This window comes from Polynucleobacter aenigmaticus, assembly GCF_002206635.1.
Taxonomy (GTDB): domain Bacteria; phylum Pseudomonadota; class Gammaproteobacteria; order Burkholderiales; family Burkholderiaceae; genus Polynucleobacter; species Polynucleobacter aenigmaticus.
Genome location: NZ_NGUO01000013.1, coordinates 13,678 through 29,811, shown reverse-complemented (window position 1 = coordinate 29,811; position 16,134 = coordinate 13,678). Strand labels below are relative to the sequence as shown.

Sequence of the window (16,134 nt, the reverse complement as noted above, 5' to 3'; positions counted from 1 at the left end):
TTATGAGCCAAAAATTAATTTGTAATTGCAATGGAACCATGCCTTTGGATGCCAAGGCTTTAGGCCTCACCGTGCATACCTCCTTATGCAGGCAGGAGATTGGTACGGTCATCAAGGCATTTGACGGTAATGATTCTCTCGTCATTGCCTGCACCCAAGAGGGTGCCTTATTTAGCGAATTAGCAGAGCAATCCGAGAAGCCTTTAGTGGCGCCATTACGCTTTGTCAATATTCGCGAGGTGGCAGGCTGGACTCAAGAGGCTAAAACATCTGGACCGAAGATCGCGGCCTTACTCGCTTTAGCAGACATGCCTGAAGCAGAACCAGTTCCAGTTGTGAATTACGAAAGTCAGGGGCGCTTGTTAATTGTTGGGCCTGGAGATCAAGCTTTGCCTTGGGCTGAAAAACTGAGTGATTCTCTTGACGTGTCAGTTCTATGTACCGAGCCTGGCGCATTACCGATCGCCAGAAATTTTCCGATCTACACAGGCGAAGTAAGTAAGCTGGAGGGCTACCTTGGCCATTTTACAGTTGACTGGAATTTACAGAATCCGATTGATCCAGAGATGTGTACTCGCTGTGGCGCCTGCGTTGAAGTTTGCCCAGAAGGTGCGATTGATGATGCATTTCAGATTGATTTAAATAAATGCAAATCCCACCGTGATTGCATCACGGCCTGTGCCGGTATAGGCGCCATCAATTTTGATCGAGTTGATCGTCAGCGCAGTTCTGAGTTCGACTTAATTATGGATCTGCGTACCAATCCTCAAATGCGCATGAGTCAACCTCCGCAAGGCTACTTTGCTCCTGGTAGGGATCCCCTTGAGCAAGCTTTGGTGGCGAATCAGTTACTAGGTTTAGTGGGTGAGTTTGAAAAGCCAAAATACTTTGCTTATAACGAGAAGGTCTGCGCCCACGGTCGTAACGGTAAAGTAGGTTGCAATGCCTGTATCGATGTGTGCTCTACAGGCGCCATATCCTCTTTGTTCAAGAATGGCCAGGGCACAGTAGAGGTGAACCCCAATCTTTGCATGGGTTGTGGTGCTTGTTCGACAGTTTGCCCATCGGGTGCAATGCGTTACAACTACCCTAGTGTTTCGCATCAAGGTAAAGAAATTAAAACACTAGCCAATGTGTTTATTGCTGAGAGCGCTAAAGCCAAGCAGTCTTCCATGCCGGCTTTGTTGTTGCACACGCTCAAGGCGGGAGCTCAGCTTCTGGATTCACTTGGGCGCTCGGCCCACCTTAGGCCAAAACAGTTTGAGGGATTACCATCCTTTGTATTGCCATATGGGATTGAGCACATTGCCTCTACCGGCTTAGATTTATGGCTGGGTGCGCTCAGTTACGGCTTTGGTGAAGTCATTTTGCTGCTGACGGGTGATGAGGATCCTGCCTACCGTGCTGCGCTAGAAACTCAAATTGATTTAGGGAATGCGATTTTGGCGGCCTACGGATTTGATGCCAGACTCTCGCTAGTGCAACTCGAGTCCGCAGGCGATCTACAGCCGGCGTCGATTGTGATGGGTAAGCTTCGCCAGCGCGGTGCTTTGCCAGCCATTTGCTCTCCTGCCAGTTTTGGCTTGGGTAATCAGAAGCGTGAAACCATTGAGATGGTGTTGGAGTATTTGCAAAAGCAAGCTAAGACGGTTCTACCGGCGGGTGGAGTTGCTTTGCCGAAGTCATCTTTCTTAGGTGGCCTCTCTATGAATAAGGATGCTTGCACACTCTGTATGTCTTGTGTGGGTAGTTGTCCTGAAGGGGCTTTGCTCGATAACCTGGATGAGCCCAAACTTTCCTTTATTGAAAAGCAGTGTGTTCAATGTGGCATTTGCGTTCAAACCTGCCCAGAGCAAGCCTTGGCATTAACCCCTCGCTTGCAGACGATTGAGGAACGCAAGCAAAAAGTAGAGCTCAATGAGACTAAGCCCTTTCATTGCATTAGCTGTGGCAAGGTGTTCGGAACTGCAAAGATGGTAGATTTGATGTTAGTTAAGTTGGGTGCTCATGGCGCCTTTGCTGGAGCGGCACTAGACAGACTCAAGATGTGTAGTGATTGTCGCGTTGTAGATATGGTGAAAAAAGAACTATGAGTGAGCAGATAAAAGAGGGTGCCACTACCGAAGTGGGTGATGTGGGTTTGCCAGAGGATTTAGCGAGGGCAGATCTATATGGCTTGATTGCCAGACTCTTTCACAAAGCGCCTGACCAAGAACTACTAAATCAAATTGCCACTTCTATTCCAGATGGCCAAGAAGCTAAGGCTGAGGATGCTCCGCTGGCCAAGGTCTGGCATAGCGTGGTTGAGGTTGCTAAATCCAATTCTGCCAAAGCTTGGCACGATGAGTTTGATCTCAATTTCATTAGCGTAGGTCGACCCAACGTAGTTCTCAATGGCTCCTTTTATATGGCCGGCCATTTAAATGAGAAGCCCTTAGTGGATATTCGTCGTGCCCTAGAGACATTTGGCCTAGAGTCTGCCGAAGAAGTTACGGAGACCGAGGATCATCTTTCGGCACTCTGTGAAGTGATGCGTTACCTCATAGCAGGTGATGATGTAGAGATCTCAAACCTTACAAATCAAAGGGTCTTTTTTAATGCGCACATCCGCCCTTGGTATGACGAATTGTGCGATGCAATAGAGGGCATTCCAGAGATGCATCTCTATCATCCAGTTGCCGCCTTGACTAGAGAATTCCTTGCGATCGAGGGACAAAGTTTCGACATGATTTGATGTTGCATCGCATCAAAAATTATTAGTGTTTGTCCTTAGCAAATCTTTTTGAAGCAAATATGTCAAAAATGCAATTACCAATTACACTTGACCTATATCAATTGCACCAAATAGGAGTTTGCGATGAACACTAAATCCACAACTGTAGTAGCCGCAGAAAATAAACCTTCCCGTAGGAAGTTTTTTATTGGAGCAGGAGCCGCTGTTGGTGCGGTAGCCGTTGCTTCGCAAACCCCACTTGGTAAAGCTGTGATTCAAGAAATCGGTAGCACCGTTCAAGGTAAAGATGACGGCTATCAGTTATCCGCGCACATTCGTAAGTACTACGAAACCACCATGCTTTAAATCAAGTCGTTGATTTAGTCGTTTCCAAATAATTAATAAAAAATATTTCTCAGGGACAACATATGAGTCTGACTCGTAAATCGAATACCCCACAAAGCAGTCGTTCTACGCCTGCATCACGTCTCATCGGTAGCCTGTCACGCGGACTCCAATCTGCAGTGCCAACGATGGATCGTCGTACATTCCTCAAGCGATCTGGAGTTGGAGTAGGGGCGGGTATTGCTGCTAGCCAACTAAGCCTCGTGCAAAAAGCGGTAGCTGAGCCAAGCAAAGCAATGCTAGACGGTAAGGGCAAGATTGAGGTTAAGAGAACGATTTGTACCCACTGCTCCGTAGGTTGTGCAACTGACGCTACTGTTGAGAATGGTGTTTGGGTTCGTCAAGACCCAGTATTTGATTCTCCAATCAATATGGGCTCTTATTGCGCAAAAGGTGCCGCCTTACGCGAGCACGGCCACGGTGACTTCCGCTTGCGTTACCCAATGAAATTGGTTGACGGTAAGTATCAAAGAATTTCTTGGGATCAGGCCTTAACTGAAATTTCTGCCCAGATGAAAGATCTGCGTAGTAAGTACAGCCCAGATTCTTTATTCTTTATTGGCTCTTCAAAGCACAATAACGAGCAGGCTTATTTATTGCGTAAGTGGGTTTCTTTCTTTGGAACCAACAACACAGACCATCAAGCTCGTATCTGTCACTCCACTACTGTTGCAGGTGTTGCAAACACCTGGGGCTATGGCGCGATGACCAATAGCTACAACGACATGATGAATTCCAAGGCAGCTTTGTACATTGGTTCAAATGCGGCTGAAGCGCATCCCGTATCGATGTTAAGTTTGTTGCATGCTAAAGAAAATGGCTGCAAGGTCATTGTTGTTGACCCACGCTATACCCGCACTGCTGCGAAGTCTGATCAATATGTGCGCATTCGTTCTGGCACAGATATTCCTTTCTTGTTTGGTGTTCTGTATCACATCTTTAATAACGGCTGGGAAGATAAGAAGTACATCAATGACCGCGTTTACGGTATGGACGAGATCCGCAAAGAGGTAATGGAAAAGTGGACTCCAAAGAATGTAGAAGAGGCTTGTGGCGTTCCAGAAGCGCAGATGTACAAGGTAGCCGAAACAATGGCTAAGAATCGTCCGAGCACTTTAGTTTGGTGTATGGGTCAAACACAGCACACCATTGGTAATGCTATGGTGCGTGCATCTTGCATCGTGCAACTCGCCTTAGGAAACGTGGGTAAGTCTGGTGGCGGTACAAATATTTTCCGCGGTCACGATAACGTTCAGGGTGCAACGGACGTTGGCCCTAATCCAGATTCATTGCCTGGCTACTACGGTCTTGCCGCTGGTTCATGGAAGCACTTTGCGACCGTGTGGGGTGTTGATTACGAGTGGATCAAAGGTCGTTATGCTCCAGACATGATGGAGAAATCTGGTACTACGGTTTCCCGTTGGGTTGACGCAGTGCTAGAAAAGAATGACATGATTGATCAGCAAACCAATGTAAAAGGTTTGTTCTTCTGGGGTCATGCTCCTAACTCACAAACTCGCGGCTTAGATATGAAGCGCGCGATGAATAAATTGGATTTATTGGTTGTGGTTGATCCATACCCAAGCGCCACAGCGGCGATGGCAGCAATGCCAGCTGCTGAAGGCGATGTAGTAAACAAAAATCGTAATGTCTACCTCTTGCCAGCAACAACTCAGTTTGAAACATGTGGTTCTGCCACTGCCTCAAACCGTTCATTGCAGTGGCGCGAGAAAGTCATCGATCCATTGTTTGAGTCGGTTCCTGACCATGTGCTCATGCAGGCATTTGCGGATCGCCTTGGTTTTGGTGAAGAGCTGTCAAAGAACTACAAGATGCTCAACTCCAAGTTTGCTGGTAAGCAGTGGAGAGAGCCAGAAATCGAATCCATTTTGCGAGAGATTAATCGCTCTGTATGGACGATTGGTTACACCGGTCAAACTCCTGAGCGCTTGAAGGCGCACATGAGAATGGTTGGTGTATTTGATCCTAAGACTTTGAAGTCACGTGGTGGTGTTGATAAGGTAACTGGTTACGACACGGCGGGCGACTACTATGGTTTGCCTTGGCCTTGCTACGGCACGGCCGCTATCAAGCATCCAGGCTCGCCAAATCTTTATGACACCAGCAAGAGCGTCATGGAGGGTGGTGGTAACTTCCGCGCCAATTTCGGTGTCGAAAAAGACGGCAAGAATTTGTTGGCTGAAGATGGGTCTTACTCCAAAGGTTCCGCGATTACCACTGGCTATCCAGAATTTGATCATGTACTCGTTAAGAAACTCGGTTGGTGGAATCAGTTGACTGAGGAAGAGCAAAAGCTTGCCGAAGGCAAGAACTGGAAGACCGATTTATCAGGCGGTATTCAGCGCGTCGTCATGAAAAACGGTTGCCATCCATTTGGTAATGCAAAAGCACGTGCGGTAGTGTGGAACTTCCCGGATGCTATTCCAATTCACCGTGAGGCTCTCTATAGTACTAACGAGCCAATGATGCGCAAGTATCCAACTGCGGCCGATAAGAAGAATTTCTGGCGCTTGCCAACTCTCTACAAAACAGTTCAGGATCAGAACTTGAGGGAGAAGCTCTACGAAAAGTTCCCAATCATTTTGACTTCTGGTCGACTGGTTGAGTACGAAGGTGGAGGAGATGAGACTCGTTCCAACCCATGGCTGGCAGAGTTGCAACAAGAAAACTTTGTGGAGATCAATCCTAAAGCTGCGGAAGCTCGTGGCATTAAGAATTGGGATTACGTTTGGGTTAAATCACCTACGGGAGCCAGAATCAAGGTTCGTGCAATGGTGACTGAGCGTGTTGATCAAGGCACTGCATTCGTACCATTCCACTTTGCGGGATGGTGGCAGGGTGCGGACTTGCGCAAATATTACCCAGAGGGTGCAGCCCCCGTGGTCCTCGGGGAAGCTGTCAACACGGCGACTACCTATGGCTACGACATGGTAACGATGATGCAAGAAAGCAAAACCACAATGTGCCAAATCGAAAAATTTGCCTAAGATAAAAGATAAAGTCAGGAGAACACCATGGCAAGAATGAAATTTATTTGTGATACAGAGCGATGCATTGAGTGCAACGGCTGTGTTACTGCTTGTAAAAACGAAAACGAAGTTCCTTGGGGCATTACCCGTCGCCGTGTTGTTACGGTGAACGACGGCATCATTGGTCAAGAGAAATCTATTTCAGTCGCTTGTATGCACTGCTCAGATGCGCCTTGTATGGCCGTTTGCCCAGTGGATTGCTTCTACCGCACTGATGAAGGTGTAGTTTTGCATGACAAAGATATCTGTATCGGTTGTGGCTACTGCTCTTTTGCTTGCCCATTTGGCGCTCCTCAATTCTTGAGTACGGGTGCTTTTGGTGTCCGTAGCAAGATGGATAAATGCACATTCTGTAGTGGTGGTCCAGAAGCCAATGGCAGCGTTGCCGAATTTGAAAAGTATGGTCGTAACCGCTTGGCAGAAGGTAAGTTGCCATTGTGCGCAGAAATGTGTTCAACCAAAGCATTGATTGGTGGCGATAGTGAGGTGATCTCTGCTATCTACGCTAAGCGCGTATCGGTCAGAGAGTCTAATGGCAGATACCCAAGTACCGATATTTTCGGCTGGTCAACTGCGTATGGTCCAACGGGATCACCCGCGCCAACACCGACACCTGCTGCCAAAATCCCAGGAGCAAAGTCATGAAATCTACTTTCAAAATTCTCGGAGCATGTCTAGTAGCGGGCATCATGTTGACGGCTTGTTCCGAGCCTCCTGAAATTGCAGCCAAAGCGGCCAAGCGTCCTGACGTTGCACCTTACATGGGCGCTGATAATGGCTTCATGACAAAGGGCTGGACTCCAGGTGATCAAGCAAGTTGGGCCGAAGCGATTAACAAGCGCAATCAGAGGCAATCTGAATATTCACGCGTCAAGTGATCAGTTAAACAACAATAAATAAAACGAAAACGTTTAAGGATATTTGTATGAATCGATCATTCTCTAGTGTTAGTCGCTCTTGGGTTCTAGCTTTGGGCGTATCGCTCAGTTTGCTTAGTGGCGTCTCTTTAGCAGAGCGCGCGCCAATGCAGCCCCTGCCATCCCCGAGTGGCATTGATTTCCCAAAGAATCTCAATGCCATTCCTAATGGCACGCAAGCGCAATCTCAGCCAGCAAATACTGCGCCAAAAGAAGGTGCAATTTGGGATACGGCCAATAGCGACCCTTACAACTATGTCAGCATCCCCGATAAAGAGGCGAGTGTATTGATTCAGCGATCTGGTCAGCAATGGCGCTTGATTCGCAATGGCGTTATTACGGTTTACGGCGCTTGGTTGCTGGCACTGGCATTCTTTGGTGTTGTGGCGATGTACACGTTAAAGGGCTCTATTAAATTAAGTGCACCTATGGCGGGCGTGAAGGTTAAGCGCTTCAGCGGCTTTGATCGCTTTACTCATTGGACCATGGCGTTTAGTTTTATTGCGCTTGCATTTACTGGCTTGTTGATTTTGTACGGAAAGTACTTTGCAATGCCTTTAATGGGTGGCGCAGCGTACGGCTCATTCCTGATGGTATGCAAAAATATTCATAACTTCACTGGCCCATTGTTTACATTGAGCATTGTGATTTTCTTCCTCCTATTTGTTCGTAAGAATATTTTTGGAGAAGGGGATATGGCTTGGTTGATGTCTTTCGGTGGGATGTTCTCTGGTAAGCATGTGCCAGCTGGATTCTTTAACTTTGGTGAGAAATTCTGGTTCTGGTTCGGCATGGTGTTCCTCGGTTTGATTATTTCAGCCTCTGGATTTGTGCTCGATATGATTGTTCCTTTCATGGATATTCAATATCTACGTGGCACGATGCAGTTGGCAAATATCATTCATAGCTCAGCTGCGATCTTGATGACGGCGATGGCGATGGGTCACATCTATATTGGTACGATCGGCATGCAAGGCTCTATCGATGGCATGAAGACTGGCTATGTTGATGCAACTTGGGCTAAAGAACACCATGAAATTTGGTACAACAAGATTAATAAATAAGGACAAAGCCATGAAAAAAATCATCGCTTTCACACTCTGCTCATTTGCAACTACTGTTGCTTTCGCTGCATTGCCACCGCTGACACCTGAAGCTCAAGAAGCTGCGACTATGGCAAAAGCAAAGAGCGCTTATGGTGATAAGGTTGGCGCTTATAAGTTGTGCCTAGCTCAAAATAAAGTGGCTGATCAATTTAGGGTGTCAGGTACTCCAGCTCCAGCAGCTTGTGTGGCTCCACCGCCATTTGTTGCTCCAGTAGCTGCTGCTGCAGCAGTTCCAGCTCCAGCGGTAACGCCAGCAGCGAAGTAATTAGTCTGCCAGCAACTCTTGATGTAAGTAGCGTTGTGCTGCTTGTGTCTGGGGGTCGGAAAAGAAAGGACCTACGGGTCCTTTTTCTTTGATCTCCCCATGGTCAATAAAGACGATGTACTCAGCCAGTCTTTGTACTTGTGCAAGTTGGTGGGAGGTAAAGATGACGTCTGAACCTTGAACTTTAAATTGACGAATGATTTCTTCAACTTGTTCGGTCGTGTTGGGATCTAGGTTAGCGGTGGGCTCATCTAGCAATACTAAGTTTGGATTTTGCAAAATAGCGCGCCCTAAGCAAAGCTTTTGTCTTTCACCTGCTGAGAGTTTGTGTGCAGGGCTATTGGCAAGATGACGTAAGCCAATTTGTTCTATGACTGCATCAATTTCTGTGGAGCTAATCGATGCATCCGCATCTCTCACCATAGCAATGTTGACTCGTGCCGATGCTTTAATCATTGGCGTATGGTGTAGTACTAATGCAGATTTGATGGGGCCAGTGGAGTAGGCGATGCTGCCGGAGTCTGGCTTAATTAAACCGTCCAGCAATTTCAAGAGAGTAGTTTTTCCAGCACCGTTCGGACCTATGCAGGCGCAGATCCGATCGGCAGGAATCACTGCATGGGGAATGTTGAGGATGATTCGGCCATCGCTTTTTACAATGACCTCTTTGAGTTCAATGAACCGTTTAAATTCTACAGATGAGTTAACCATAGCGACGCTCTGCAATCTGACGAACAGCGAAGGTAAATAGATTGGCTAACAGCACGATTCCTAAAAGGATGATGCCTAGGGCAAGAGCCAGGGGTAGATCACCCTTGCTAGTTTCCAAGGCAATTGCAGTGGTCATAGTACGCGTGGAATGATCAATGTTGCCGCCTACGATCATGACTGCGCCCACTTCGGATATCGCTCTGGCTAGTCCAGCCAATACCGCAATCGTGAGGGAAAAGCGGCAGTCCCAAATGAGCCATTTGAGGGCGGAGAGTCTAGGCAAGCGCAAGGCCTTGAATGAATCCCGATGAATTCTCCAGGAATCTTCCAGGATTTGGCGGCTTAGAGCGGCAATTAAGGGTGTTGTCAGGAGGGTCTGAGCGACGATCATTCCCTTGGGAGTGAAAAGCCAACCCCACACCCCTAAAGGCCCTGTGCGTGAGAGTAGCAAGTAGACTACTACGCCAACGATCACGGTTGGTACGCCCATGAGCGTATTGAGGATGACTGTAATCGTCTTTTTGCCATGAAATTCTTCGGTAGCCAGTAGCGCTCCAAGGGGGAGGCCAATGAGGGTCCCTAAGAGTAGTGCTGTTAGGCTAACCTGAAGTGAGACTAGGACAATACCCACTACCCCAGCATCTAAATGTGCGAGAAGTCTAAAGGCATCCTGAAAGGTCGTAAACATGGGCTTGATTCTAGCAAGGGGATGGCAAAATAGGATAAATGCAAACAATTTCCCTATTTTGACCTATGGCTGAAGTCATTTGCCTCTGTAATGAGGTCCTCGATATCGATCTTCGTGAATATCTCGATAACCATTTGATTGAATCTATTGATGAGTTGCGCGAGCAAGCATCTATTTGCAATAAATGTATGCAATGCCAAGATACAGTTGAGTCTGAGATCTATCTTGCTCGTGTTCGTCGACAACGTGCTGCAGGGCAGTTTTAATGACGCAAACTAAAGTAGGGCGCTTTAGTGTGATGACCATGAATGTGCATAAGGGCGTTTCGCCTTTGCATAGAAGATCAACCATTTACGAGTTACGCCAGAAAATGCGTAGTCACCACCCAGATTTACTGTTCTTGCAAGAGCTTCAGCAAGAACATCGTGGACGGATTAGGCGATTTGGCCAATGGCCACTGACAGAACTCACTCATTTCTTATCTGAAGATTTTTGGCATGATTGGCATTACGGAAAAAATGTTGAATATCCGGATGGACATCATGGCAATGCAATTCTATCTAAAAGACCACTACATAAAGGTCAAAATTACGACATCTCGGCCTATCGGTTTGAAAGGCGCGGCTTGCTCCACAGCATCACTCAGTTAGAGGGTGTGGCAACACCAATTCATTGCTTTTGCGTCCATCTAGCTTTGTTCGAAAGAGGGCGGGAGCGTCAATTAGATGAGATCATTCGTTATATTGATTCACTTGCGGAGGGCGGCCCAACGATTGTTGCGGGCGACTTTAACGATTGGCGCAATCGTGTGAGCGCGCCGATGCTCGCCGCTGGCTTTCATGAAGTCTTTGAAGTGCTTACTGGCGCCCCTGCAAAAACCTTTCCTAGTGTGAGGCCGATGCTTCCGATGGATCGTATCTATGTGCGGGGCTTAAAAATCCATTCTGCAGAAATTCTGTATGAATGGTTGAAATTATCGGATCACTTAGGTATTACTGCGGAACTGGAAATCGTATGAGTGTATTAAATTATCTTTTGGGCTCTATTTTTGGATTCTCTTTAATTTGGGTTCCAATTGCTCATGCAATCATCGTCTTGCTTTTTGGATTTCGCATGATTTCAGTGAGGCGGCCAGTCGCAGTTGCGATTGCCTGGTTTTTGATTGTGGTGATGTTCCCGCTGGTTGGCGTTAGCTTATATATCTTGATTGGTGAGCGCCCCGTTGGTCGCAGACTGACTCGAAAAATTATCCGCATGGACAAAGAGTACGCAGCCATCACTGAAGATATGCGCAAGCGCTATTCGGCAGATAAGCAGCAGCTGCCAGTAGAGGGTAGGGCACTTAGTTTATTGGCAGAATCCAAGAACGGCTCCCCGGTGATCGCAGGTAACCAAATTGCATTGTTCACGAATTCGCTGGAGATCTTGCAGGATTTCATTGATGAGATTAACCAAGCCAAAAATACGCTACATTTAGAGTTCTATATTTGGGCCTTGGGTGGTGATGCCGATCGCGTTGGCGAGGCTTTGATTGCAGCCGCTAAACGAGGGGTAGCTTGTCGAGTTTTACTCGACTCCTTAGGCAGTAAGGATTGGTTTAAATCGAGTTGGCCCAATCGTTTTAGAGGCGCTGGAATTGAGGTTACCGAGGCATTACCTATTCAAATTGGCCGCTTTCAGTTTCGTCGTGCAGATTTGCGGCTACATCGTAAAATATTTGTGATTGATAACTCGATTGTATGGACTGGCAGTATGAATTTGGTTGATCCACGCACCTTTAAGCAAGATTCAGGCGTGGGTGAGTGGGTTGATGCCATGGTCAGAATTGAGGGTCCGGTTGCCTCTCAGTTTGAGCTGACATTCTCGTTTGACTGGAGTGTCGATAACCCTAAGATTACGCATTTCAATGCTGTGGCGCCAGCTCCAACTCCAGTCGAGGGGCAGGTATTGGCACAAGAGTTTTCTTCTGGCCCAGTGTATCGAGACGACATTCTGTATCAAGTGCTGCTCTCTGCGATCATGGATGCGCGCGAGGAGCTCACCATCACTACGCCTTATTTTGGTCCGGATGATGGTTTGATTCAGGCGCTGATGGCAGCAGCAGGTCGTGGCGTGAAGGTGACCTTAATTGTCCCCAAGTTAAATGATTCAACTTTAGTAGCTTGGAGTAGCCGTAGTTTTTATACCGACCTCATGAGCGCAGGTGTCAATATCGCCGAATTTCATGGAGGTCTTTTGCATACGAAGAGCTTATTGATAGATGGCCGTGTGGCAATTTTTGGTTCGGTGAACTTTGATCAACGTAGCTTACGTCTCAATTTCGAGATTAGTTTGATTGTGTACAACTTGGAGTTTTGCTCCAAACTTCAGGCTTTGATTGAGTCTTACCTTGCCCAATCCGATATGGTAGATCCAGTAGCTTGGGCTAAGCGGCCGCATTGGCGCGTACTTCTTGAGAACGCGGCGCACTTAGCATCACCCTTACTTTAAATTGCACCTTCGGCTCTTAGCACCTCAATTTCAGCGGAAGATATTCCCAATTCCGAGAGAATGGCATTGGTATGTTCTCCTACCGCAGGAACGGGATCCATACGATAGTCGTAACTGTCATTTAGTCCTGGCGGCAACAACGCGGTAATAGCGCCATTCGGTGTGCCCACCTCTGTGAAGCGATTACGCGCTTTCAGTTGCTCATGCTTCCAAAGGCCTTCCATGTCATTCAGATGAGCATTAGCTATTTGGGCTTTTTCTAATCGTGCAATTAATTGCTCGGACGTCATTTGACTAAAGCAAGCGTCAATGATTTTCAGAAGTTCGGTGCGTTTTTCATTGCGCTTAAAGTTTCGATCAAAGCGATCATCCTGTGCCAGAGCGGGGTTTTCTAAAACCAACGCGCAAAACTGCGCCCATTCCCGTTCGTTTTGTAGTCCCAGCATCACTGTTTTGCCGTCACCAGCCATGAATGGACCGTAGGGATAAATGGTGGCATGTGAAGCGCCACTTCTGGATGGCGGGTTGGCACCCTTGTACGCGTAATACATTGGAAAGCTCATCCATTCGCTTAAGGCTTCGAGCATGGAGATGTCGATGACAGTGCCCTTACCAGTCTTTCCTCTTTGCAATAGCGCAGCCAAAATATTGGTATAGGCATACATCCCTGCGGCAATATCGGCTATGGAGTTGCCGGCCTTGCTTGGCGTCTCTGGTGTGCCGGTAATGGATAGGAAGCCTGCTTCGCTCTGAATCAACAGGTCATAAGCTTTTTTGTCGCGATAGGGGCCATCGTTACCGTAGCCAGAGATAGAGCAAAGAATGAGTCCAGGATTATCCTTTTGCAATACTTCAGCAGTCAGCCCCATGCGAGCTGCTGCACCTGGAGCAAGATTTTGTATGAAGACATCAGCGGTTTTTAACAAGCCCCTCAATATTGCTAATGCAGATTCTTGCTTGAGGTCGAGAGTGAGACTTTCTTTTGATCGATTCACCCAAACGAAGTGGGAGGAAAGTCCTTCTACTTGGGTGTCATAGCCTCGGGCAAAATCTCCATCCCCTGGGCGTTCGATCTTGATAATGCGCGCCCCCAAGTCGGCCAATTGACGCGTGCAGAAGGGTGCAGCAATCACATGCTCTAGTGCAACAACAGTAATGCCATCCAATGGACGAATGCTCATGATGAGGCCTATCAGAAGGAGCGTGGGAGGCCGAGGACATGCTCAGCTATATAGGAATAAATTAAGTTAGTCGAAATTGGCGCCACTTGATAGAGGCGTGTTTCACGGAACTTGCGTTCGACATCATATTCATTGGCAAAACCGAAACCGCCATGCGTCTGAAGACAAACGTTGGCTGCCTCCCAAGAGGCTTTGGCAGCAAGGTACTTCGCCATATTGGCTTCAGCACCGCAAGGCTGTTTGGCATCGAAGAGCTCGCATGCCTTAAAGCGCATGAGGTTAGCCGCTTCAGTTTCGATATAAGAGTCTGCAATTGGAAATTGGATGCCTTGGTTTTTGCCAATCGGACGATCAAATACCACGCGTTCATTTGCATAACGTCGTGCCTTATCGACAAACCAATAAGCATCACCAATACATTCCGCGGCAATGAGGGTGCGCTCTGCATTGAGGCCATCTAGGATGTATTTAAATCCTTGACCTTCTTCACCGATCAAATTTTCAGCAGGGATCTCTAAGTTATCGAAAAAGACTTCATTAGTTTCATGATTCACCATATTGGCGATTGGCTGGATATCCATGCCTTTGCCAATGGCATCTTTTAGGTTAACGATAAAAATCGACATACCTTCTGATTTTTTCTTTACCTCTGTTAGCGGTGTGGTGCGTGCCAGCAGAATCATCAAATCAGAGTGCTGAATACGAGAGATCCAAACCTTCTGACCATTCACAATATATTTGTCACCCTTTTTGAGGGCGGTGGTTTTAAGTTTGGTGGTGTCGGTACCAGTGCTTGGTTCAGTTACTGCCATCGACTGTAGGCGTAATTCGCCAGTAGCAATTTTAGGGAGGTAGAGTTTTTTCTGGGCGTCAGAACCATGGCGCAGCAAAGTGCCCATGTTGTACATCTGACCATGGCAAGAGCCCGCATTGCCGCCAGCAAAGTTAATTTCTTCCATGATCACAGAGGCCTCGGCAAGACCTAAACCAGAGCCACCATATTCCTCCGGAATTAAGGCAGCTAACCAGCCAGCTTGTGCCATGGCATCCACAAAGGCTTCTGGATAAGCGCGCTCGTGATCAACTTTTTGCCAATAGGCGGAATCAAAACTTCCGCAGAGGTCACGCAAGGCTTCGCGCATATCTTGATATTGGTCAGGCTTTGGGATGGGGTGATTCATGTGTATATCAGCGCTTAAAAGGAGTTAATAAAGATGGGAATACCTACAGTTTAAGCAAGATTTCAGAATTGCTGGGCGACCGGTAATGGGCGGTGGTTCTGACCCGCATTCTTGGGCTGGATATCTGTTGGGGCATACTAAGAAGATGTATAAGTCATTTACTGTTAGTCTGCCCGGAGTCCTTGCTTAATGGAGCAAATACTCAGTCAATTCTTTGACTTTTTTGGGATGCCATCGATTGGTTTGCCAGCTGTATTTATCAGCGCCTTTATCTCTGCAACTTTGCTGCCGATGGGTTCGGAGCCTATGCTGTTTGGCTACATCTCCTTAAATCCCGACTTATATTGGACGGCCATTATGGTTGCAACCATCGGTAATACTTTGGGAGGCATGCTGGATTGGTGGCTAGGATTAATGAGTCGCAATAGCTTTGAATCTCTCAAGGGGCCTACCAATAGCAGGATGCAGCGTTGGCTTGAAGAGCGTGGCCCAAAGATGCTACTTCTTTCTTGGCTGCCTGGGTTCGGTGATCCTCTGTGTCTAGCAGCGGGGTGGCTAAGGTTGCCTTGGCTGCCGTGCTTAGGATATATGACAGTAGGCAAGCTACTGCGCTACCTCACCATGACTTGGCTCTTAACTCTGGTACCAAACAGTTTTTGGCACCAGCTAGGACACTGGCTTCATATCATCTAAGTCAAGCCTTAAAAGGCATTAGACAGCACAATACTTCTGTTGAATCTCATCGTTGTTTAAGAGATTTTGAGCGGTATCGTGAAAGACAATTTCGCCTTGATCAAGAATATAGGCACGGTCCGAAATTTTTAGTGCTTGCTGTACGTTTTGTTCAACCAGTAGGATGGTTAGACCCTGTTGCTTGAGATTGGAAAATAATTCAAACATTTCCTCTACTAGGACCGGCATGATGCCTTCTGATGGCTCATCTAGCAGAATGACCTTAGGCTTGGCAATCATGGCTCTAGCAATAGCTAGCATCTGCTGCTCACCTCCAGACATGGATGTGCCATCCTGATGCAATCTTTCTTTGAGGCGCGGAAAGGTTTCGGCGATTTCATCGACCATAGCACTCATGTCGCCATGATTTTTCTTGGAAATCACGCCCAGCTCTAGATTTTCTTTGACAGTGAGGCCCGGAACAATGCGGCGATCCTCTGGGACGTATGCCAAGCCAAGGTGATAGCGCTCATGGGCGGCGAGATCTAGGAAAGAAGTGCCATCGATTGAGGCTTTCCCTTCTCTTTTTGGGAGCAAGCCCATTAAGGAGCGCAGGGTAGTAGTTTTACCGGCACCATTTCGGCCCATTAAGGTAACAATTTCACCTTTGTTTACCTCTAGTGAGATGCCTTGAAGAACGTGGCTACGGTCATACCAGGCATTTAAATTTTCTACGCGCAGCATATATAAACCTT

At 47.3% G+C, this 16,134-nt stretch carries 17 protein-coding genes; 12 read left to right on the top strand and 5 right to left on the bottom strand.

All coding sequences use genetic code 11. From position 1 onward, the window contains the following. The first annotated feature begins 2 nt into the window (after window positions 1-2). The 8 genes from CBI30_RS08630 to CBI30_RS08595 all read left to right on the top strand — a co-directional run bounded on the left by CBI30_RS08630 (window position 3) and on the right by CBI30_RS08595 (window position 8,456). Complete coding sequence (locus tag CBI30_RS08630; RefSeq protein WP_088527903.1) at window positions 3-2,093, top strand: 4Fe-4S binding protein; 2,091 nt, start codon at window positions 3-5, stop codon at window positions 2,091-2,093. Next, on the top strand, window positions 2,090-2,734 hold the full coding sequence (locus tag CBI30_RS08625) for a TorD/DmsD family molecular chaperone (protein ID WP_088527902.1): 645 nt from the start codon (window positions 2,090-2,092) through the stop codon (window positions 2,732-2,734). The genes CBI30_RS08630 and CBI30_RS08625 overlap by 4 nt, the downstream gene beginning before the upstream one ends. A gap of 123 nt (window positions 2,735-2,857) precedes the next feature. Beyond that, a complete protein-coding gene (locus tag CBI30_RS08620; RefSeq protein ID WP_088527901.1) occupies window positions 2,858-3,079 on the top strand; it encodes a formate dehydrogenase in 222 nt (73 codons plus the stop codon). 62 nt (window positions 3,080-3,141) lie between these two features. After that, window positions 3,142-6,126: a formate dehydrogenase subunit alpha gene (locus CBI30_RS08615; protein ID WP_088527900.1), complete on the top strand. Its 2,985-nt coding sequence runs from the start codon at window positions 3,142-3,144 to the stop codon at window positions 6,124-6,126. Window positions 6,127-6,153: 27 nt separating this feature from the next. After that, window positions 6,154-6,813: a formate dehydrogenase FDH3 subunit beta gene (fdh3B, locus tag CBI30_RS08610; protein ID WP_088527899.1), complete on the top strand. Its 660-nt coding sequence runs from the start codon at window positions 6,154-6,156 to the stop codon at window positions 6,811-6,813. Further along, window positions 6,810-7,046, top strand: a complete 237-nt coding sequence (locus CBI30_RS08605; protein ID WP_088527898.1) for a hypothetical protein — start codon at window positions 6,810-6,812, stop codon at window positions 7,044-7,046. Before fdh3B ends, CBI30_RS08605 begins: the two co-directional genes overlap by 4 nt. A gap of 47 nt (window positions 7,047-7,093) precedes the next feature. Then, window positions 7,094-8,149: a formate dehydrogenase subunit gamma gene (locus tag CBI30_RS08600; RefSeq protein WP_088527897.1), complete on the top strand. Its 1,056-nt coding sequence runs from the start codon at window positions 7,094-7,096 to the stop codon at window positions 8,147-8,149. 10 nt (window positions 8,150-8,159) lie between these two features. Further along, entirely contained in the window at window positions 8,160-8,456 is a 297-nt protein-coding gene (locus CBI30_RS08595) for a hypothetical protein (protein ID WP_088527896.1), read from the top strand. Here CBI30_RS08595 and CBI30_RS08590 read toward each other — a convergent pair whose 3' ends face one another. Together CBI30_RS08590 and CBI30_RS08585 are read right to left on the bottom strand one after the other, a co-directional pair. Then, window positions 8,457-9,167, bottom strand: a complete 711-nt coding sequence (locus CBI30_RS08590; protein ID WP_088527895.1) for an ATP-binding cassette domain-containing protein — start codon at window positions 9,165-9,167, stop codon at window positions 8,457-8,459. Further along, entirely contained in the window at window positions 9,160-9,855 is a 696-nt protein-coding gene (locus tag CBI30_RS08585; RefSeq protein ID WP_088527894.1) for an ABC transporter permease, read from the bottom strand. The genes CBI30_RS08590 and CBI30_RS08585 overlap by 8 nt, the downstream gene beginning before the upstream one ends. Before the next feature lie 65 nt (window positions 9,856-9,920). On the opposite strand from CBI30_RS08585, the gene CBI30_RS08580 reads away from it, so the two are divergent. Genes CBI30_RS08580 through cls form a run of 3 tightly spaced genes read left to right on the top strand, consistent with a single transcriptional unit; the run spans window position 9,921 to window position 12,345 of the window. Beyond that, on the top strand, window positions 9,921-10,121 hold the full coding sequence (locus CBI30_RS08580) for a hypothetical protein (protein ID WP_088527893.1): 201 nt from the start codon (window positions 9,921-9,923) through the stop codon (window positions 10,119-10,121). After that, a complete protein-coding gene (locus CBI30_RS08575; RefSeq protein WP_088527892.1) occupies window positions 10,121-10,873 on the top strand; it encodes an endonuclease/exonuclease/phosphatase family protein in 753 nt (250 codons plus the stop codon). Before CBI30_RS08580 ends, CBI30_RS08575 begins: the two co-directional genes overlap by 1 nt. Continuing rightward, a complete protein-coding gene (cls, locus tag CBI30_RS08570; protein ID WP_088527891.1) occupies window positions 10,870-12,345 on the top strand; it encodes a cardiolipin synthase in 1,476 nt (491 codons plus the stop codon). The genes CBI30_RS08575 and cls overlap by 4 nt, the downstream gene beginning before the upstream one ends. Here cls and CBI30_RS08565 read toward each other — a convergent pair. Further along, window positions 12,342-13,526, bottom strand: coding sequence for a CaiB/BaiF CoA transferase family protein (locus tag CBI30_RS08565; RefSeq protein WP_088527890.1), 1,185 nt, complete (start codon window positions 13,524-13,526; stop codon window positions 12,342-12,344). The genes cls and CBI30_RS08565 overlap by 4 nt on opposite strands. A gap of 11 nt (window positions 13,527-13,537) precedes the next feature. Next, window positions 13,538-14,707, bottom strand: a complete 1,170-nt coding sequence (locus CBI30_RS08560; RefSeq protein WP_088527889.1) for an acyl-CoA dehydrogenase family protein — start codon at window positions 14,705-14,707, stop codon at window positions 13,538-13,540. A gap of 189 nt (window positions 14,708-14,896) precedes the next feature. Here CBI30_RS08560 and CBI30_RS08555 point away from each other — a divergent pair, with 189 nt between their 5' ends. Beyond that, window positions 14,897-15,400, top strand: coding sequence for a YqaA family protein (locus CBI30_RS08555; protein ID WP_088527888.1), 504 nt, complete (start codon window positions 14,897-14,899; stop codon window positions 15,398-15,400). 18 nt (window positions 15,401-15,418) lie between these two features. On the opposite strand, the gene CBI30_RS08550 is transcribed toward CBI30_RS08555, so the two are convergent. Further along, window positions 15,419-16,123 (bottom strand): ABC transporter ATP-binding protein, encoded by a 705-nt coding sequence (locus CBI30_RS08550; RefSeq protein ID WP_088527887.1) that lies wholly within the window; start codon window positions 16,121-16,123, stop codon window positions 15,419-15,421. Window positions 16,124-16,134 lie beyond the last annotated feature (11 nt).